Annotated in this window: 18 protein-coding genes; 14 read left to right on the forward strand and 4 right to left on the reverse strand. The window is 49.9% G+C overall.

Annotated elements, in window-relative coordinates:
• Positions 1-216 precede the first annotated feature (216 nt).
• The 4 genes from BFJ94_RS21125 (at position 217) to BFJ94_RS21140 (ending at position 5683) form a co-directional block, all read left to right on the forward strand.
• Positions 217-2514: a helix-turn-helix transcriptional regulator gene (locus tag BFJ94_RS21125; RefSeq protein WP_120464404.1), complete on the forward strand. Its 2298-nt coding sequence runs from the start codon at positions 217-219 to the stop codon at positions 2512-2514.
• Positions 2515-2808: 294 nt separating this feature from the next.
• The gene (locus BFJ94_RS21130) at positions 2809-3009 is read left to right on the forward strand and encodes a copper ion binding protein (RefSeq protein WP_120465346.1); all 201 of its coding nucleotides are present in this window, start codon (positions 2809-2811) and stop codon (positions 3007-3009) included.
• Between the two features lie 23 nt (positions 3010-3032).
• Entirely contained in the window at positions 3033-5447 is a 2415-nt protein-coding gene (locus tag BFJ94_RS21135; protein ID WP_120464405.1) for a heavy metal translocating P-type ATPase, read from the forward strand.
• A gap of 35 nt (positions 5448-5482) precedes the next feature.
• The gene (locus BFJ94_RS21140; protein ID WP_120464406.1) at positions 5483-5683 is read left to right on the forward strand and encodes a cation transporter; all 201 of its coding nucleotides are present in this window, start codon (positions 5483-5485) and stop codon (positions 5681-5683) included.
• Between the two features lie 75 nt (positions 5684-5758).
• On the opposite strand, the gene BFJ94_RS21145 is transcribed toward BFJ94_RS21140, so the two are convergent.
• Positions 5759-6127 carry a hypothetical protein gene (locus BFJ94_RS21145; protein ID WP_120464407.1) on the reverse strand — a complete coding sequence of 123 codons (369 nt, stop codon included), beginning with the start codon at positions 6125-6127 and terminating at the stop codon, positions 5759-5761.
• 168 nt (positions 6128-6295) lie between these two features.
• Between BFJ94_RS21145 and BFJ94_RS21150 the strand changes: the two genes are divergently transcribed.
• The gene (locus BFJ94_RS21150) at positions 6296-6814 is read left to right on the forward strand and encodes a ClbS/DfsB family four-helix bundle protein (RefSeq protein ID WP_120464408.1); all 519 of its coding nucleotides are present in this window, start codon (positions 6296-6298) and stop codon (positions 6812-6814) included.
• Between the two features lie 521 nt (positions 6815-7335).
• Here the strand turns inward: BFJ94_RS21150 and BFJ94_RS21155 are convergent.
• A complete protein-coding gene (locus tag BFJ94_RS21155; RefSeq protein WP_120464409.1) occupies positions 7336-8151 on the reverse strand; it encodes an ABC transporter permease in 816 nt (271 codons plus the stop codon).
• Entirely contained in the window at positions 8148-9224 is a 1077-nt protein-coding gene (locus BFJ94_RS21160) for an ATP-binding cassette domain-containing protein (protein ID WP_229717200.1), read from the reverse strand. Before BFJ94_RS21160 ends, BFJ94_RS21155 begins: the two co-directional genes overlap by 4 nt.
• Before the next feature lie 474 nt (positions 9225-9698).
• On the opposite strand from BFJ94_RS21160, the gene BFJ94_RS21165 reads away from it, so the two are divergent.
• The 5 genes from BFJ94_RS21165 (at position 9699) to moaA (ending at position 12743) form a co-directional block, all read left to right on the forward strand.
• On the forward strand, positions 9699-9899 hold the full coding sequence (locus tag BFJ94_RS21165) for a cold-shock protein (protein WP_068779348.1): 201 nt from the start codon (positions 9699-9701) through the stop codon (positions 9897-9899).
• A 97-nt stretch (positions 9900-9996) separates the two neighbouring features.
• Positions 9997-10209, forward strand: coding sequence for a cold-shock protein (locus tag BFJ94_RS21170; protein WP_120465348.1), 213 nt, complete (start codon positions 9997-9999; stop codon positions 10207-10209).
• Between the two features lie 216 nt (positions 10210-10425).
• A complete protein-coding gene (locus BFJ94_RS21175) occupies positions 10426-11199 on the forward strand; it encodes an AAC(3) family N-acetyltransferase (protein ID WP_120465349.1) in 774 nt (257 codons plus the stop codon).
• 41 nt (positions 11200-11240) lie between these two features.
• Positions 11241-11696 carry a molybdenum cofactor biosynthesis protein MoaE gene (locus BFJ94_RS21180; protein ID WP_120464410.1) on the forward strand — a complete coding sequence of 152 codons (456 nt, stop codon included), beginning with the start codon at positions 11241-11243 and terminating at the stop codon, positions 11694-11696.
• A gap of 24 nt (positions 11697-11720) precedes the next feature.
• Positions 11721-12743 carry a GTP 3',8-cyclase MoaA gene (gene moaA, locus BFJ94_RS21185; protein ID WP_162944364.1) on the forward strand — a complete coding sequence of 341 codons (1023 nt, stop codon included), beginning with the start codon at positions 11721-11723 and terminating at the stop codon, positions 12741-12743.
• Between the two features lie 59 nt (positions 12744-12802).
• On the opposite strand, the gene BFJ94_RS21190 is transcribed toward moaA, so the two are convergent.
• A complete protein-coding gene (locus tag BFJ94_RS21190; protein WP_120464411.1) occupies positions 12803-13120 on the reverse strand; it encodes a winged helix-turn-helix transcriptional regulator in 318 nt (105 codons plus the stop codon).
• A gap of 207 nt (positions 13121-13327) precedes the next feature.
• Between BFJ94_RS21190 and BFJ94_RS21195 the strand changes: the two genes are divergently transcribed.
• The 4 genes from BFJ94_RS21195 to BFJ94_RS21210 all read left to right on the forward strand — a co-directional run bounded on the left by BFJ94_RS21195 (position 13328) and on the right by BFJ94_RS21210 (position 18743).
• Positions 13328-14317, forward strand: a complete 990-nt coding sequence (locus BFJ94_RS21195) for a substrate-binding domain-containing protein (protein ID WP_120464412.1) — start codon at positions 13328-13330, stop codon at positions 14315-14317.
• Positions 14314-15789, forward strand: a complete 1476-nt coding sequence (locus tag BFJ94_RS21200; protein ID WP_120464413.1) for a sensor histidine kinase — start codon at positions 14314-14316, stop codon at positions 15787-15789. The genes BFJ94_RS21195 and BFJ94_RS21200 overlap by 4 nt, the downstream gene beginning before the upstream one ends.
• On the forward strand, positions 15764-17125 hold the full coding sequence (locus BFJ94_RS21205) for an AraC family transcriptional regulator (protein WP_120464414.1): 1362 nt from the start codon (positions 15764-15766) through the stop codon (positions 17123-17125). Before BFJ94_RS21200 ends, BFJ94_RS21205 begins: the two co-directional genes overlap by 26 nt.
• Positions 17126-17363: 238 nt before the next feature.
• Positions 17364-18743 (forward strand): sugar porter family MFS transporter, encoded by a 1380-nt coding sequence (locus tag BFJ94_RS21210; RefSeq protein ID WP_438803724.1) that lies wholly within the window; start codon positions 17364-17366, stop codon positions 18741-18743.
• Positions 18744-19511 lie beyond the last annotated feature (768 nt).

Below are 19511 nucleotides of genomic sequence, written 5' to 3' on the forward strand. Positions count from 1 at the left end.
AGATATTAAAGGAGCTGGCGCACCTTGAGCAATCATTGTTAATTGACTTTTCCAGCAGGGATTGATGTTTCGCAGGAAATGGCACCCGGCAATTTTGTTAATGGCTCGTCAATTTTTGCTTTTTTCGGCAGATCAATTGATAACCCTCGGCAAAATACGTATACTCGAAATGATCTTTTTTTACATATCTCATCATGATCATGGGAAGTGACTATTGTGCGGAAAGCTCTGCAATCGAAGCTATATCGAAATTTCCTGGGCAGGTATTTGCTGATTTTGGGTGTCTCCGGCTTGCTGCTGTTGATCACCAACATTATCTCTCTCTCGAATACCTACAACCGCTTAATGGATAACACACATAAATATATGGCTCACATGACAGAGCAGCTGGACACGCGAATTCTTGACCTGCAGAAATTGACCTTGTCCGTGTCCCATGAAACGAAGCTGCTGCCTTATCAGCTGCATGAGCAGATGGCTTACCCTTATTTAATATCTGGTGAACTGGAAAAATTGAAAGCGCCTTCTTCCGAACTCGATTCGATCGGCATTTTCTATAGGAACACTCCGTATAGCTCACTGGAGGATGTGATATTTACGGACACGGGCATGTATTCGACAGAGAGCTATGTCCGGCTCGTCTGTCAGAATAAGATTGTGCCGGAGAGTCTCAATAATATGATGAAGCAGTTGAAATCTCCCATGCTGCTATCCTCACTCTCGAATCAAAGTAATCAAGCCAACAAGGAGCAAGTACTTCTGCTGCTCGTTCCGCTTGACAGCAATCCTTATTCCAACGGAATTATGATCTATAAATTGAACTACTCGGCCCTGCTGAACAATTTCCAGCGGACGATTGAGAAGGGCAGTAGTCTGATCATATTCGACCGATATGGTACGCCGTTCTTCTATGTGGAGGGCAGCAGCGACCTGGATTGGCGCGAGGTAGCCCTAGCTGCCCAGGATTCCAAGGACAGGTACCGCGGCTATCTACTGCTTCAGGAGAGGTCCGAGAAGCAGCAGTTCCATGTCGTGAACGTGATCGGGCGTCATGCTTACTTCCAAGAATATTATGTCGCGCTCGCAATTTCACTTGGAATCTTCTTACTGTCGCTTGCCCTCGGCCTCGTGCTTAGCTTCCGTTCGGCGCGCAAGAGCTATCAGCCGATTCAGGAGCTATCCAGCCGCTTCCCTTCGTTAGCGGAGAAGACCGCGCATGAGGAGAGGGATGAATTGGCCCAATTGACCCGCTATATTGAGCAGATGAGGGATGAGAGCATCAATATGTCTCATATGATGCATAATCAGGAGGTGCTGACCAGAAATCAACTGCTGCTCGCTGTACTGATGGGCAAGCTGAATGTGGATAATACGACTCGGGCGAATCTGAATGCGCTGCAGAAGTTTTTTGGATCGCGGAGCTTGAGCAATGTACTTGTGATTCTGTTCGATGATTATAATTCAAAGGTCGGAAAGGAGCCGCTGAGTGAGCAGTGGCTGCTGAAATACGCGGTCTGCAATGTGTTCGAGAATCTGTCCGGGGAGCATGGCGTGAATTATGCGCTCGATCTGGCAATCGATAATGGAATTGTCGGTATCGTATCCTGGCATGATGAATTTGCCGATCAGTGGGAGGAGAGAAGCCGGGCCTTCGCCGTTCAGGTCCGGGAATTCATGGACAGGCATTTCAAGCTGTCCTTATCCTGCACGATCGGTGAGCCCCAGTCGGCGGCTGAGCTATATCAATCCTTCAATTCTGCGACCTCGCTGGCAGAGTACCGTATATTTGCGGGCAAGCGCTCGATCATCACTCAGTCCGAGGTGTCACAGCAGAGAATCGAGAGCCATGAGGCCGCTGATGATAAACGGCAGATTACCGGCATGACCGAGCAGCTGCACACGGCGGTATGCTCCAAAGATCCGGCGAAATTGCAGCAGTTGGTCCATGAATTGAAGGAGAGATTCACCTGGCTGGAGGATGCAACGGTCTTTCGACTGACATTCCTGCAAATGATTTTTACCCTGCATCAGGTCGTTAACAATATTTCGCTCTCCCATCGGGAAGCGATTAAGTACAAATTGGAGACGCTCGCCGATCACCAATTCGAGACGGTCGGGGAAGCCTGTGCCAATCTGCTCGATGCAGCCCGCAGCATTCAGGACAGTCTTGGCGAGGAGTCCAATGAGGACCGATTATATGCCTCGATACTGGCCTATGTTGCTGAGAATTATAGGGATTACAACCTTAGTCTCTCGACCGTTGCCGAGCAGCTCTCCTTGACGCCATCTTATGTGACTCGCTATTTTAAGAATAAGAATGGGCTGCCTTTGATGCAGTATGTGTCGAAGATTCGTATAGAACGAGCGAAGGAACTGCTTGAGACGACGACTCTTTCGATTAAGGAGATTGTAGAGCAGATCGGCTTCGTCGATGAGAACAATTTCTCTCGGGCCTTCCGCAAGCGGGAAGGAATTTCACCGTCAAAATACCGTGCTGTAAGACAGAAAAACTAGTCTCTGATCATTCATCTCTATAGAAGAGGACGGCTAATGGTTTTAATTAGCGGTCCTCTTTGGTTTATACGTAGCGTAGGTTTGCGTATGGCCCTTGTGGCTGCTCATAGATAGATTCGAAACTCAGGATGTCTAATTTGGGAGATGCTGAGAATTATGTGTTGACAAAATATAGGGTAGGGGGGTATACTATACCTGCGATGATGATTCGGACCGTATTGTTTTAAAATCAAGGAAAGAGGATAAATAGTAGCCATGCTTCATGGCGATATTACAAATCAGGAGGGATTCAATATGCAAAACGTATTGTTGAATGTGAAAGGAATGTCCTGCAGTCATTGTGTGAATGCGGTGGAAGGAGCCTTAAAGGAGATCGGAGCCAAGGGCAAGGTTGACCTGGAGAAAGGGACCGTTGCAGTAGAGTTCGATGAGGGTAAGCTTACAGTGGGTGCCATTAAAGAAGCCATCGAGGATCAAGGCTACGATATTGATTAATCCAATTGGAGCGGGTGATATAGATGGAAGCAACGAAGCAGACTTCTCTGCAAATTACGGGGATGACCTGTGCAGCCTGTGCTAACCGGATTGAGAAGGGCTTGAACAAGCTGGAGGGCGTCTCCGAGGCCAATGTCAATTTCGCCATCGAACGGGCCACCGTGATTTATGATCCAAGTGTCACGGATGTGGCGAAGATGGAGGAGAAAATCCAGAAGCTCGGCTATGATACGGTCAAGGAGAAGGTTGAACTGGAGCTTACGGGGATGACCTGTGCAGCTTGTGCCAACCGAATTGAGAAGACGTTAAATAAGATGCCTGGCGTAAGCCAGGCGACCGTGAACTTCACGATGGAGACGGCTCATGTCGAGTATAACCCGGCTGATGTCAGTGTCGCAGATATGCAGCAGAGAGTAGAGAAGATAGGCTATAAAGCCTCTCTCAAGCAAGAGCAAGCCGATCCTACGGAGCATCGTAAGGCAGAGATTACGCGGCAGAAGCGTAAATTAATCGTCTCCGCAATTCTGTCGCTTCCGCTGCTGTGGTCGATGGTAGGTCATTTCTCCTTCACCACATGGATCTGGATTCCCGATATTTTCATGAACCCATGGTTCCAGTTAATACTGGCTACCCCGGTTCAGTTCTATATAGGTAGACAATTCTACGTCGGAGCGTTTAAGGCGCTTCGCAACGGCAGTTCTAATATGGATGTGCTCATATCACTGGGGACTTCAGCGGCTTATTTCTACAGTCTGTATCTGACGATTCAATGGGCGATTCAGGGCGGAAATATCCATCATGGGCCATCGGTGTACTATGAGACCAGTGCTGTATTGATTACATTGGTTGTAATGGGAAAATTGTTCGAATCCCTGGCTAAGGGACGCTCGTCGGAAGCGATCAAGTCGCTCATGGGCTTGCAGGCGAAGACAGCGCTCGTTGTCCGCGATGGTCAAGAGCTGAGTATCCCCGTTGAGGAAGTCATAACAGGCGACGTGGTTCTCGTCCGTCCTGGGGATAAGGTTCCCGTCGATGGGGTCGTGCTCGAAGGGATCTCTTCCGTCGATGAATCGATGCTGACGGGCGAGAGTATCCCTGTTGAGAAGAAGCAAGGGGATACCGTGATCGGTGCGACCATCAACAAGAATGGTATGTTAAGAATCAGAGCGACCAAGGTAGGCAAAGAGACGGCGCTGGCCCAAATCATCAAGGTCGTGGAAGAAGCCCAAGGCTCGAAAGCGCCAATTCAGCGGGTAGCCGATGTAATTTCCGGGATCTTCGTACCGATTGTAATCGGGATTGCGATTGTAACCTTCCTGGTATGGTATTTCCTCGTTTCGCCAGGTGATTTTGCCGGTTCTCTGGAAAAAGCGATCGCGGTTCTCGTCATTGCCTGTCCTTGTGCGTTGGGTCTTGCGACTCCAACCTCAATTATGGCCGGCTCCGGCCGCGCGGCTGAGTTTGGCATCCTGTTCAAGGGTGGCGAGCATCTGGAACAGACGCATAAGATCGATGCGATCATTCTGGATAAGACGGGTACAGTGACCAAAGGCAAACCGGAGCTTACCGACGTTCTGACCGACGGCGAGGAAGCGGAGTTCCTCAGACTCGTTGGCGCAGCGGAGAAGAATTCAGAGCACCCGCTCGCGGAAGCGATTGTCGAAGGAGTTAAGGCGAAGAGCATCGATCTGCCGGACACCGATTCCTTCGAGGCGATCCCGGGCTATGGCATCAAGGCTGTCGTCGAGGGCCGAGACGTGCTAATTGGAACACGGCGTCTGATGGACAAATTCGAGGTGGATGCGAAGAAGGCTTATGATGAAATGTCCGCTCTGGAGGAATCCGGCAAGACAGCGATGCTGGTTGCGATCGACCATGAATATGCAGGCATGGTGGCTGTTGCCGATACGATCAAGGAAAGCTCGGCCGCTGCGGTGAGCCGCCTGAAGGAAATGGGTCTTCAAGTCATCATGATTACCGGTGATAACGAACGTACAGCCAAGGCGATAGCCGCCCAGGTCGGCATAGATCATGTCCGGGCTGAGGTACTGCCTGAAGGCAAGGCCGAAGAAGTGAAGAAGCTGCAAGCGGAAGGCAAGAAGGTAGCTATGGTCGGGGACGGCATTAATGATGCGCCCGCTCTGGCGACAGCCGATACCGGCATGGCGATTGGTACAGGTACTGATGTAGCGATGGAGGCTGCCGATGTCACCTTGATGCGCGGCGATCTGTCCAGCATCCCGGATGCGATCTATATGAGCCGTAAGACGATGCGCAACATCAAACAGAACCTGTTCTGGGCCCTTGGCTACAACACGCTCGGCATTCCGATCGCAGCGATCGGTCTATTGGCTCCATGGGTGGCCGGGGCAGCGATGGCATTGAGCTCGGTATCCGTCGTGCTGAATGCACTTCGTCTCCAAAGGGTGAAGATTTAAAAGCGCGATGAAGTCCTGAGGAAGGAGGTGAAAAGATGCAGGAAGCAACGGTCAAGGTAGAAGGCATGAACTGTAGTAAATGCGCCAAGAAAGTCGAAGGAGCGCTTGAAGCTATTGGCGTTGAAGGCCATGTGAATCTCGAAGAGCATACGGTGAATGTGAAATATGATGAATCCAAGCTAGGGATTTCCGATATTAAAGACAGCATCGAGGGAAAGGGCTATCATGTAGTATAGTAATTTCCCCTTCATAATAAAACCCCAGCAAGCTGTTGTATCTTCTCGATACATCACTTGCTGGGGTTCTTTGGTTTACCATAATCCGAAGGAAGGCTTCTGTAATTTACCGATGGCAGCGACGCTCTGTTCGAGCAGCATGACCAGCTTCAGAATCATTTTGCTCTGCTCATGCATCAATTCAATGTTTACCTGGATCTCCTCATCCTCCCCTTGCAGACGACATAGATAGTCTGGCACGGGAATAAATGAAATGGTAGGGATACCTGCTTGATAGAACGGCTGTCCCTCTCCGAGATAAATCCCGTTTCGCGGCCGCAGGGTGAGTCCGGCGGCTTGACTCCGTCCGGCGACCGTCTGCAGATAGATCTGACGCCGATGATTCAGGAGACGATTGAACAGATCCGGAGAAGTTAGCTCGCTACTTGGTGGGGATAGCGACATATGAAGCCTGGAATCGGCCTATGCTTGGGTCGGTTCCGGGCTTTTTCCTTATGATTTCAGGGGAGATTTGCTGAACCGTTGCGATGCGATCTTATGATCTTAATAAGACAGGCAGTTGTCACTTGTAATATGGTATAACTAAATCAAAAAAGCAAAGGGGCGTTTGCCATGGCCAGCTACGAGTATGCCTCGAAACAAGAGCTAATAGATACGATTCACTCCCGTTACATACTGCTTGACGCCGAGTTCGATGGAATCGATGACAGCTTGAAGGATCACCGTATCCCTGAAGTGGACAAGACTCCTGCAGAAATAATCGCTTACCAGCTAGGTTGGCTAACCCTTGTGATCGGATGGGATCAGGCTGAGCGGGAAGGCCGAGAGTTGCAAATGCCGGCTCCTGGTTACAAGTGGAATCAGCTTGGCGGGTTGTATCAATCTTTTTATGATGAATATGCCGAGCTGTCTTTGTCGGAGCTCAGAAGATTATTCCACGAGAAGGAGCAGCGATGGCTGGAATGGATCGGGACTTTGACGGAAGAGGAGCTATTCACCCAAGGGGTGCGCAAATGGACAGGGGATAAGCCCAATTGGCCGATGGCCCGCTGGATTCACATCAATTCAGCCGCCCCCTTCCAGAGCTTCCGCTCCAAAATCAGAAAGTGGAAGAAGCATGTCTTAAAATAAGACTCGAAGGGCTGCTTATCAAGTAGACTTGCCCATTGGCCGTATGCCGAAGCCCCTTTTAGGCCCTTCGTTCACAGCATGCGTTCAGCAAAAGTATCACGATTCCGGAAAATTCCTGCGAAAATGCATCTTTTTAGCGGAGATGGCCCCTATAAAATGGAAAAGCCTGCGGAAATGCAGGTATTTCCGAAAATTTGGTCTTGTTTTAAGCTAAAGTGGAGAAAAGCCTGCACATTTGCAGGTATTTCCTCGAAAAGCCGATTAAAATGCAAAAAGCCTGCAAATCTGCAGGCTTTTTGCCATTGGGGCTGATTACTGTTGAGGCCCCACCCGTCGGCATCCGATTAACTGATAAATTAACTGACAAATGAGACTATTCAGCGACCGAACCACCGTAGTACTGCGGTCGCACCACCATATTATAGTAACTAACCTGTAGCACCATAGCACCGCCACCATACCACACATCAGTACCGTATAAGAAACACTATATACTACTCACCATTAAACACACCGTCCATCTAAGTCCTGCGCATATAAGCGCGAACTGTAATCGGGGCGAAGATGAGGACGATCACCGCTGCTCCAATTAGGGAAATGGCGAGATCCCAGCCAGCGGTTCCCGAGTTGGCCAAATCACGGACGGCGGTGACGAGATGGGAGATCGGATTGAGCTTCACGAACCATTGCAGCCAGTTCGGCATCGTCTCCACAGGAACGAAGGCGTTGGAGAGGAAGGTGAGCGGGAAGAGCACGATCATCGAGATCCCCTGCACACTGGAAGCCGTACGAGCGATTACACCGAAGAAGGCGAAGATCCAACTGATCGCCCAGGAGCAGCCAATCACAATGATTCCTGCCAGTATGACATGCTCAATGCCCCCGGCTGGGCGATAGCCCATGATATAGCCCATGACGAAGGTCAGCACCGTGGCGATGGTGTAGCGGATAGTATCCGCCAGCAAGGCGCCCGCCAACGGAGCGATTCGCGCGATCGGCAGCGATTTGAAGCGATCGAACACCCCTTTATCCATATCCTCCCGAAGCTGAACGCCAGTTACGATGGAAGTGGTGATCACCGTCTGGACGAGAATGCCGGGGATGATGACCGGCAGATAATTGGCCACATTCCCCGAGATCGCCCCGCCGAAAATATATGTGAACATGAGAGTGAACAAAATAGGCTGAAGCGTAACATCGAATAATTGCTCAGGTGTACGCCGGATTTTCAGCAGTCCACGGTAAGCCATCGTTAGGGAATGACGCAGCGTCTGCGTGAAGCTTGTATAGTTTTTCAATTTACGCTCGGCAGCGGGTTGAATTGTAGCGCTTCTCATACTGTCGTTCCCTCCCCAGTTCTGGATTCATAAGCTGTCGCCGCAGCAGGGCTCCCTGCCGTATCCGTCGCCGCAGCCCCATTTCCTTCCCCAGCCGCCCGATGACCGGTGATCGTCAGGAAGACTTCGTCCAGAGTAGGCTTCTGCACACTCATCTCGGATAACGGAATTCCTTCGCTACGGAGCGCGAGCAGCAGATCAGTGACGAGATCCGCATTTGCCATCGGCGCTGTGATCTCCCCGGCTTCCGAAGAGATACCTGAAGGAACCTTCAGCACCTGCTCGATTAAGCGGCGGGCCTTCGCGATGTCCTGCGCTTCCTGAACCCGTAAATGCAGGGAGGAGGTGCCGACGGACATCTTCAGCTCATCTGCCGTTCCTTCGGCAATAACCCGACCGTAATCGATAACCGCGATCCGATCCGCCAATTGATCGGCCTCCTCCAGATACTGTGTAGTAAGTAGTACGGTCGATCCCGTCTTGACCAACCGCCGAATCGTATCCCACATCTGGGAACGAGTGCGGGGGTCGAGTCCTGTCGTTGGCTCGTCGAGGAAGATCAGCGGTGGCTGAGCGATCAGACTAGCCGCCAGATCCAATCTGCGCCGCATGCCACCGGAGAAGTTCTTCAACGGGCGTCTCGCCGCCTCAGTCAGACCGAACTCTTCCAGCAGTTCCTCAGCTTTACGTTTGGCCTCTTGGCGTGATAGACCGAGCAGTCGCGAGAAGATGATCAGATTCTCGGTCGCACTGAGCGCTTCATCGACCGAGGCGTACTGGCCTGTCACGCCTATTAACTGACGGACAATCTGCGATTCCTTGATCACATCATGTCCGAAGATCCTCGCTGTGCCGGTATCCGGGCGGAGCAGCGTAGCGAGCATACGGATCGTCGTCGTCTTCCCGGCCCCATTCGGACCAAGCACACCATAGATCGATCCGGTGCGAACGTTCAAGTTCACGCCGTCTACGGCCCGGTTGTCCCCGAAGGTTTTCACAAGTCCGTACGCTTCTACGGCCCATTCTGCGCCGTTTGACTGCGCTGCCCCTGCCTCTCTGTATATTTGTTTCATTAACGTTTCCTCCATTTCGTATCACTTGTATCCGCATCATAGCACCGCTTTTTAAACGGAATGTAAACGAGGGCTGAACGCAGGCAACGCGGGGACTGGAGGGGTACAGCGAATATTTTTACACTAATCAGGTATAATTCTGCTAGTCCGCGACTATATTATAAGAGTGTGTTTCGAGCACATAATTTAGAAAAATTTATAATGACCTCAATAGAAATACGGCTCATATTGTTGTTACAGGCGTTAAAGAAAGTGACTTGAATCATTCTTTACACAGGGTACAGGCATTAAATTCGAAATAGGACAGTTGCATATTACGGCAAACTGAACTATAATGAGAATAAATGTAATTTTGACCTGAACTCACATATTGTAGAGGGTTATGATTTTAAGCGCGTAGCCTTGTGCAATATGTGATTTTTATTTTTTAACGAATATAGAGGTCATATAAATTAATTTTTGGAGGTAATATTCATGGAAACAGGAACAGTTAAATGGTTTAACGCAGAGAAAGGCTTTGGCTTCATCGAGGTTGAAGGCGGCAACGATGTATTCGTACACTTCAGTGCAATCGTCGGCGATGGCTTTAAATCCCTGGACGAAGGCCAACGTGTTGAGTTTAACGTTGTTCAAGGCAACCGCGGTCCACAAGCTGAGAACGTTGTTAAACTGTAAGCTAGCCTAAAGAGAAGATAATATGCCCCAGACGTTTCAGTTTGGGGTATTTTATTTTAATCAAATAAACATACAGATGAGAAAGAGGGATGCTTTCATGTATAACTCACGTAAAAAGCAAATGGAAGAGGTTCCGGAGGAACTCACAGCCATATGGTCTTGTACGAACGAGGATTGCAAGGGTTGGATGAGACATAACTTTGCTTTTGTGAATCATCCTACTTGCCCTCAATGTGGGTCCGCCATGGCGGAAGATGAGCGCATGCTCGCTGTGTTGAACAATACAAGTTTTAATCAGCATACGGAATGAAATCGTGAAGTCTGAGAATATGGAGTAAAATAAAATATGGTCAATTATTTAGAATAAACTGACGTAGGGGATAACGGCCGACGTCAGTTTTTTGTTGTGTATCTACAATGGAATAAAGACAAGAGATCCGCTTCCGCTTTATGCTTGTCATTGCCGGCAACTACGGTATAATGAGCAATAATGGTCTTGCATCACGATTTCGGGAGGCTGATTATTATACATACCTATCATAGTCTGATTAACCAATTAGCTTCGGCTAATATGGATCAGGGAGGCACATTGCTCGTTCATTCCTCCATGAAAAGCATGGGGGAAGTTGACGGAGGAGCCGATACAGTGCTGGATGCCCTGAGTGAATATATGCGGAAGAGTCTGCTCGTTCTGCCTACACATACTTGGTCTTATATTAATGCAGATCATCCGAGGTTCTATGTAGAAACCTCTCCCGTCTGCGTAGGTATATTACCTGAATTATTCCGTAAGCGCGAGGGCGTGCTTCGTTCCTACCATCCGACCCATTCTGTGGCTGCTCTAGGTGAGGAGTCGGCTGAATTCGTGGCCGGGGCGGAATTATGCGACACACCTTGCCACCGGGAATCCCCATGGGGCAAGCTGTTGGATCGCCAAGCCATGATTATGCTGGTGGGTGTCGATTTAAGACGCAATACCTTCATCCATGGGATCGAGGAATGGGTCGATATTCCAGGCAGACTAGCCGATCATCATGAGGAGCTATTCGTCGTGCTGGGAGATGGAACAGAGATTCCGGTACCGTCCCGACGTCACCAGGGCCTATCATGGTCCGAGCATTTCTGGAAGGTCGAGCAGGTGCTGGAGCGGGAAGGGGCGATTCGCAGAGTGAAGTTTGGCGATGCCGACACCATGCTATGTGATACGGTACAGATGACGGAGATTTTAACAAAAATGCTGCATGAGAATCCTGATTTATTCTCGGATAATGAGCCGCTTCCGGAGGAAAGGGTTCGTTAAATCATGCCGCTTGACGCTATAGACATGGGAGAGATTCATTCATGAAGCCATTCGAAATTGTTGAGGAGCCGCTTGAGGTTCAGCCATATATCGATTATGTGCTGCATCCGGGTGCAGGTGCGGTAACCGTATTTACGGGACATGTCCGTGAATGGACTCAGGGGGTAAGAACGCTGTATCTCGCCTATGAGGCTTATGTTCCGATGGCTGAGAAGATGTTGGCCCGAATCGGCGCGGAGATCGAGGAGCAGTGGTCGGGAACCAGAGTGGCCATCGCGCACCGGATCGGTGAGCTGCATATTTCAGATATCGCCGTAGTGATCGCGGTCTCGTCACCGCATCGGAAGGCGGCCTATGAAGCGAATGAATATGCGATAGAGCGGATCAAGGAAATGGTGCCGATCTGGAAGAAGGAAATCTGGGAGAATGGCGAGGAATGGATTGGCGACGGACGGAAGAAGCCGGAGCAAAATCTCTCGGAGCATCCGAGAAGCTAATCGTGCGAAGAAAGGGAAGCTGTTATGAGATCAGAGCCGATGCCGATGAGAGATCTATTGCACAGGCCGATACGGGATCTGCGGATATCTGTAACGGATCGCTGTAATTTTCGCTGTACCTACTGCATGCCTAAGGAGATTTTTGGGGATGATTACAGGTTCATGCCTGGCAGCGAGTTGCTCACTTTTGACGAAATAGCCCTCATAACCGAAATTTTCGCTTCTCTCGGTGTCAGGAAGCTGCGTCTGACCGGAGGCGAGCCCCTGCTGCGCAGCCATCTGCCCACCCTGATAGAGCGGTTGACGAAGATCGATGGCATTGAGGACATCGGATTGACGACGAATGGATTGCTATTGAAGCAATATGCAGAGTCGCTGCGAAATGCAGGACTGCGCCGGGTGAATGTTAGCCTGGATGCGCTCGATCCGCAGCTGTTCGGTCGTATCAATGGTCGGGGAATCGAACCTTCGCGGATTGTAGACAGTATCGAGTATGCCCGGCAGGCCGGGTTGAAGATCAAGGTCAATATGGTCGTTGAAAAAGGGTTGAACGAGCAGGAAATTTTGCCGATGGCGGAGTTCTTCAAAGAGCGGGGGATTACGCTATGTTTCATTGAGTTCATGGATGTAGGAAATGACAACGGCTGGAGCTTGAAATGGGTTGTGACCAAGCAGGAGATTTATCAGATCCTGTCCACACGATATGAGCTGGAGCCGCTGGAGAGCCATTATTTCGGCGAAGTAGCGCAGCGCTATCGATATAAGGATGGCTCGTCCGAAATCGGCTTTATTACGTCGGTGTCCGAGTCCTTCTGCTCTACTTGTACGCGGGCACGTCTCTCGTCCGAAGGCAAGCTTTACACTTGCCTGTTCGCCTCTGACGGCTTCGATCTGCGTTCGATGCTGCGTAGTGGGGCGGATAAGTCCCAGCTTACCAGCGCCGTACGGAGCGTCTGGGAGGCGAGGAGCGATCGCTATTCGGATGAGCGTACCGAGCAGACAGCCCGAACCCGCAACAAAATAAATATGTCCTACATCGGCGGATAAAACAAATCAGCTCTTCATCTTCTCTTAAAGATGAGGGGCTGATTGCTCTTTATCATCCATTAGTCCAACTCGACCCAGCAGGTCGCCCATTGCTGGATATCATCCATCAAGGGAGCGAGTGCACGCCCTTTCTCGGTCAGGGTGTATTCAATACGTACAGGCTTCTCCGGATATACATTCCGCTGTATGACCCCTTCTGACTCTAATTCTCTGAGCCGATCGGACAGAACTTTACCGCTTAGATTGGGCAGCGAGTGCTCGATATCGATGAATCGCTGCGGGCCGTCCAGCAGCCGATATACGATTAATGTCGTCCAACGCTTGCTTAACAGATCAATCGCTCTTTCAAATCGGGGGCAAAGCTGTGGTAATTCCATCGCTATCACCTCTTGTTAGCATTATACATCTACTATGGAAAATTAACAAGATAACTTTTTGTAACCAATATGTGAAGGTTGAATTAGATTTTATAAATACACCTACTTACATAAAGTAACCGTAAGAGTTACCATTATACATTAGTGATATACTAACTACACGAAATTAATGATAACGGAATTCTATAAGCTAGAGGATGTGTGCTCATGTCGAATCGAAGATGGTTAATTGGACTCATCGTCCTCGTCGTCGGTCTTGGCTATATTCTGTCCCAATTTATTCTCTCTACTATGAAAATAAATGAGCTGGTGCAGCAAATCGGCCACAGCAATGCGGAGACAGCTCAGGTAAAATATGTAGTGTTAATCTCGCAGGAGCTGGACAATCCGTTCTGGCGGGAAATGGAGAAGGGAGCGGAGGCTGCGGCAGACAGGCTGGGAATCAAGCTCGGCTACATCGGTCCGATCCGCAGTAATCCTGCAGAGCAGATCAGACTGCTGGAGAAAGCCATTACTGCCAGACCCGATGCAATATTAGTCCAAGGAATGGCCGATCCAGGCTATGACCAGCTGATCAGTGCGGCGGCAGATCAAGGAATACCGGTACTCACCGTGGATGCGGATGAACCCGAATCTCGGCGGCTTGCCTACGTAGGTACGGATAATCGTGCCGCTGGGGAACAGCTGGGCAGGCTCGTACTGCAGGATGCCTCCAGCAATGGCCGAATCGGAGTCATTATCGGCAGTGAACTGGCGGATAATCAGCGTTTAAGGCTTGAAGGCTTCCGTTCAATCATCGCCGCTTCGCCGGATCATGAGATTGTAGACATCCGCTCCTCTAATATTTCACATATCGGAGCAGCGCAGCAGACGAAGGATATGTTAAGCCAGGATGGAGATATAGGGATGATCGTCGGTTTTAGCTCCCTGGATGCAGGAGGCATAGTTGAGGGAATCAAGGCTGCCCATAAGGAAGGAGTGCGGGTGTACGGATTTGATGATTTGGAGATCACCCGCCAAGGCATCGCCCGCGGGGAGATTATAGCTTCTATTGTGCAGCAGCCCAGAGAGATCGGGGCGAAGTCGATCGAATGGCTTAGCAGTTTTTTTAATGGGGAAAAGCTATCAGACCGATACTATATTCCTACATACATTCTGGAACAAGAGGCGTCGGCCGTTGGGGGAGTTCGCCCATGAATATGCGCAGAATGTTGTTTATCGTGATCCCGGCGTTGTTTATTTTAAATAATGCAGTCTCCTTCTTTATCTTCCAGAGCGGCCGCACCGTTCAGCAGAGCTATAATATGATGCTGGATCGGGTATTATTGTACAAGCAGATCGATGAGCAGACGCAGCGGAATCTAAGTGCGATTAATGTTTATCTGATGGATCGCAGTTCCAGCAGCCTTGAATTGTACAAGGAGAGAAATGAGGAACTGAAGGAGCTACAGTTGAATTTATCGAGACAGGAAGCGGTTGATTCTACCGAGTTCAATATTCGGGGCTTCCGCCATCTACTGTCCACCTTTATTTCGCAAGAACAGAGCATTTTGAATTCCCTAAAAAGCACAGCCCCACTGGCCTATGCGCCATCCTATGCGGAAGCGGAGAAGACAGCAGTTTTCATCCAGGAAGAGGCCTATCAGCTTATTGATCTAGAGCTGAGCTACTATCAGCCGCTTTACAAGAAGATACTGGTTCAGACAGACATGATGAATCATTGGGGGATCGCTGTTTTTATATTGAATACGGTGATCAGTGTCTTGCTTGCCTATTGGATCTCTCTGCGTATTACAAGGCCTATCCAGGAGCTGACCCGGACTGCGGAGCAAATATCGGACGGGAATCTACAGGTGCGCCCTCCACAGATCAGCGCTCGGAATGAGTTCCGTGTCTTATCTGAGGCATTCCGCCAAATGCAGCATAATTTACTGCTGCTGATCGAGAAGGAGAAGGAGGGGCTGGAGAAGGACAGGCTGGTCAAGGAATTGGAGCTGGAGGTGCTGCAGAATCAGATCAACCCGCATTTTCTGTTCAACTCTTTGAATATGCTGTCCAAGCTGGCTTTGCTCGAAGGCGCGGAACAGACCAGTGATCTGACGGTATCGATGTCCAACTTGCTCCGTTATAACCTGCGGAAATTGGATCGTCCAGTGACATTGAGGGAAGAGGTGGAGCATGCGCAGGAATACTTCTTCATTCAGCAGGCCCGCTTCCGTGAGCGCATCCAGTTTGAAGTGGACATTGATGAAGCAGCGCTTGATGTGCTTGTGCCCGTGCTGACGCTGCAGCCGATTCTTGAGAACGGATTTGTACACGGGATCGAGGGCATGGAGCAAGGGGCCGTGGTCAAGCTGGCGATTTCCTGTAAGCCTGATGAGATCTGGGTCGCGATATCGGATAATGGGGCTGGTATGAGCGAAGAGGTTCGAAAGTCCTTGCTGGATCTGGACACGGATCGGGCTCCTGCTGAGGGAGAGGAAACTGCTGGAAAGGGCCATTCGACAGGTCTGGGCACTCGCAACGTGTTCAAGCGGCTGGAGCTATTTTATAACAAGAAGGATATGATTGACATCGAGAGTGAGCCGGGTAAAGGCACGACTGTGATTATCCGGATTCCTGCTACGGGAAAGGAGGGCAGACATGTATCGCTTACTGATCGCGGATGATGAAGCCCTGGAGAGAGAAGGGATCGAGTGGATTGTGAACCGGATGATGCCGGACACGTTTGAGATCATTCACGCCGAGAATGGCCGGATGGCGATTCAGAAGGCGGCGGAGTTCCATCCCCATATCGTGTTGATGGACGTGAGGATGCCGGGGATTCAAGGATTCGATGCTCTGAAGGAGATCAAGGCACAGAATCCGCATACCAAGATGGTGATGATCACCGCTTATGAATATTTTGAATACGCCAAGAAAGCGATAGCGCTAGGGGTTCAGGAATACCTGGTGAAGCCGGCCAAAAGAACCGAGGTCGCAGCAGTATTACAGCGGCTGGTCGATGAGATTAAGGAGGAACGGTTCAAGCGTGATGAGCAGCTGGCGGTAAGAGATAAGTTCCTGCAGCTGCTTCCACTGGCCGAGACGGAAATTGCTCTGCATTTGATGGCCGATCAGGTGAATGAGACGGAGCTAGAGCAGCTGGTCGATATCCTGGGGCTGTCCATCGGTGCGGGGTGCGCGCTGGTTCTGGCTTATCCTGAGCTTGGAGATGACAAGAAGAGAACGTATGATACGGTCAAAACCTTGACCCATGAATGGACCAAAGGGCGTTTTTTCGCTGTAGTAAGCTCCATGGTGTATCATCATATGGCGGTATTTCTAGTGGGGGAGTCGGAGCAACAGGATAAGGACGGAATCCGCGACGAAGCGGCGCTTCTGGCCGACAAGCTGGCAGCAGCTCTATATGAGCATTGCGGAGTTACGATATCGATTGGCATCGGTTCAGTGCAGCGGGCGGCTGAAGGGCTGAGGCGCTCCTATTATGAAGCTGTATTTGCCTCCAAATATGATCAATGGGGGAATATTATCCGTTTTGAAGATCTGAATATCACCGCCTCGGAAGCTCCTAGTAAGACGGAGGAGAAGGCTCTATCATTACCGTCTTTTTATCGGTCGGAGGGAGAGAGTGAATATGTGGAGCTGGCGATCCGTCAGATTCGCGAGGAGCGTGAACAGAGCACCAGCAACATGCTGAACCGGGCGATGTCCTATATTCATAGCAAGTATCAGGAGGATCTATCCCTTGAAGATGCCGCAGAGCATGTTCATTTGAATCCGTATTATTTCAGCAAGGTATTCAAGCAGCAGACGGGAGAGACCTTCATAGACTATGTAACCAGGCTGCGCATCGATAAGGCCAAGGAAATGCTGAAGGATAGCCGCCTTAGTATGAAGGAAGTATGCTATTCTGTCGGGTATAAGGATCCGAATTATTTTAGCAGAGTGTTCAAAAAAGTAACCGGAGTAACCCCATCCGAATATCGTACGCAGCTTCGTTAGATGACTGATGACGAGTCCATGTTCCTGAACGTGGACTTTTTTGTCATGACAGATATAAAAAGTGCTAATGAATGCGCTTGTTCGGCCTCAGTGAGGGAGGGCATTAATATTATGCTGGCATTGCACAAATTAGTGAAGGGATTCAGACGCTGGATAGAATCGTCCCCGTGTTACAATGATTTTGGATTTCCGGGAAGTATAGGAGATCTTGAAGAAGTTCAACATAGAAGGGACGTAGATGATGAGCTCAAATATACCAGAACAAGGCGAACGAGTCAGTATGAAATTCGTTACCCTGGTGTCCATAGTGGCTGCTCTGGGCGGGGTATTGTTCGGTTTTGATACCGCTGTAATCTCCGGTGCAATCGGATTCATGCAGCAGCATTTTGATCTTAATGAGTTTCAGGTGGGCTGGGCCGTCTCCAGCTTGATTATCGGTTGTATCGTCGGAGCCATGTCCTCCGGGGTGCTCAGTGAGAGATTCGGTCGTAAAAAAGTATTGATCACTGCGGCGATCCTCTTTATTATCGGGTCCGCCTTTTCCGCTGTGCCAGTTACATTCAGTCAATTTATTATCGCCCGTATGATCGGCGGGATCGGGATCGGCATTACATCGACCTTATGTCCTCTGTATAATGCGGAGATTGCTCCGGCAAAATATCGCGGTCGGCTGGTAGCATTGAATCAGCTGGCAACGGTTACAGGGATCTCGCTGGTTTATTTCGTGAATTTATGGATCACGGGCCTGGGTAGCGAAGCATGGGGCATCTCCTCCGCTTGGCGCTGGATGTTCGCCTTCGGCCTCATCCCAGGCGTATTGTTCCTGGTTCTTCTATTCCTCGTGCCTGAAAGCCCAAGATGGCTGATCAAGCAGGGTCGGGCCGCTGAATCCTTACCGATTCTGGTGAAGATTCACGGAGAGACGCTGGCCAAGCAGGAAGTACTGGAGATTAAGGAATCGTTCAGAGTAGAGAACGGATCGATCCGCCAATTGTTCAGTCCGGCACTACGGCTGGCTCTGATCGTTGGTGTCGGATTAGCGATTCTGCAGCAGGTTACCGGAATTAATGCGGTGCTCTACTATGCGCCGGAGATCTTCAAGCAGACGGGCGCGGGTACGAATGCGGCCCTGATTCAGACGATCTTCGTCGGTGTCATCAATCTGCTGTTCACGATCCTGGCCATTTGGCTGATCGATAAAGTGGGCCGCAAGATGCTTCTGCTGGTGGGTTCCTCAGCCATGCTGATCTGTCTGATCGTCATCGGGGCGGCCTTCCAGACGGGGCATACCTCTGGTCCATGGGTGCTGATCTTCATCCTGATTTATGTCGCCGCTTTTGCGGTGTCGCTAGGCCCGGTGGTGTGGGTGGTCATCTCCGAGATCTTCCCGAACCGTATCCGCGGCAAAGCTACAGCGATCGCATCGATGGCCCTGTGGACCGCCGATTACGTCGTATCCCAGACTTTCCCGCCGATGCTCGTATCCGCAGGCCCGGCGCTCACCTTCTGGATCTTCGGCCTGATGGCCCTGATCACAGTGATCTTCACCTGGCGCGCAGTCCCCGAGACCAAGGGCAAAACGCTCGAAGAAATCGAGTCCTTATGGGCTGCTAAATAGCTACTATAAAGAGGCTTCCCGTCGTTAATTGGGAAGCCTCTTTTCGTAGGGGCTATACGCCATTAGCACGCTCGGCCAGGTTCGAAACTAGGCATCGCTATTTGCGCTTAAACGGGGCGTTCCAGAATCTAACGAAACTGTGCATCGCTATTTGCGTCTCAAGGGGTCGTTCCGAATTCCAACGAAACGTGGTATCGACTATTTGGGCCTCAAAGGGCCGTTCCAGATTCTAACGAAACGTGGTATCGCTATTTGCGCCCAAAAGGCCCATTCCAGATTCTAACGAAACTGTATATCGCTATTTGGGCAAATTTGCGCTCTAAACCCCAGATTTCCGGTGAATAACGATATGGTGTATCGTTAAAATTTTTTTACCGTTGTTTTTGCGAAAATAACGATCTGTAGTTTCGTTAGAAGGATTTTACATTTCTAGAATTGAATTTCCTAAGCATTGAGCAGGTCGATTATGGTCAGATACTACTACCATGATAGGTCTGTTTTTTCTTGATCTCGTTTTCTCACAGGTTTTTGCTTTTTTACAGGGAACTCAGACCGGGAGACGGAAATACCATGTGGTTTCCGCCTTGTCTCCTCAGTAATGGGTCTAAAGGCCATGAAAATTTAGGTGGTTGTACTCAGTAGGGATTAATTATCTGTAATTCCATTGTTTGTGGTATGTGCTGATAGTATAATATCAAGGATTACATAAGGGGAATATTTCCATAAACCTACAAAACATCCTGTCCATCAAGATATTAAAAAAATTTA

Origin of the sequence: Paenibacillus aceti (assembly GCF_003614185.1) — a bacterium.
GTDB lineage: Bacteria > Bacillota > Bacilli > Paenibacillales > Paenibacillaceae > Fontibacillus > Fontibacillus aceti.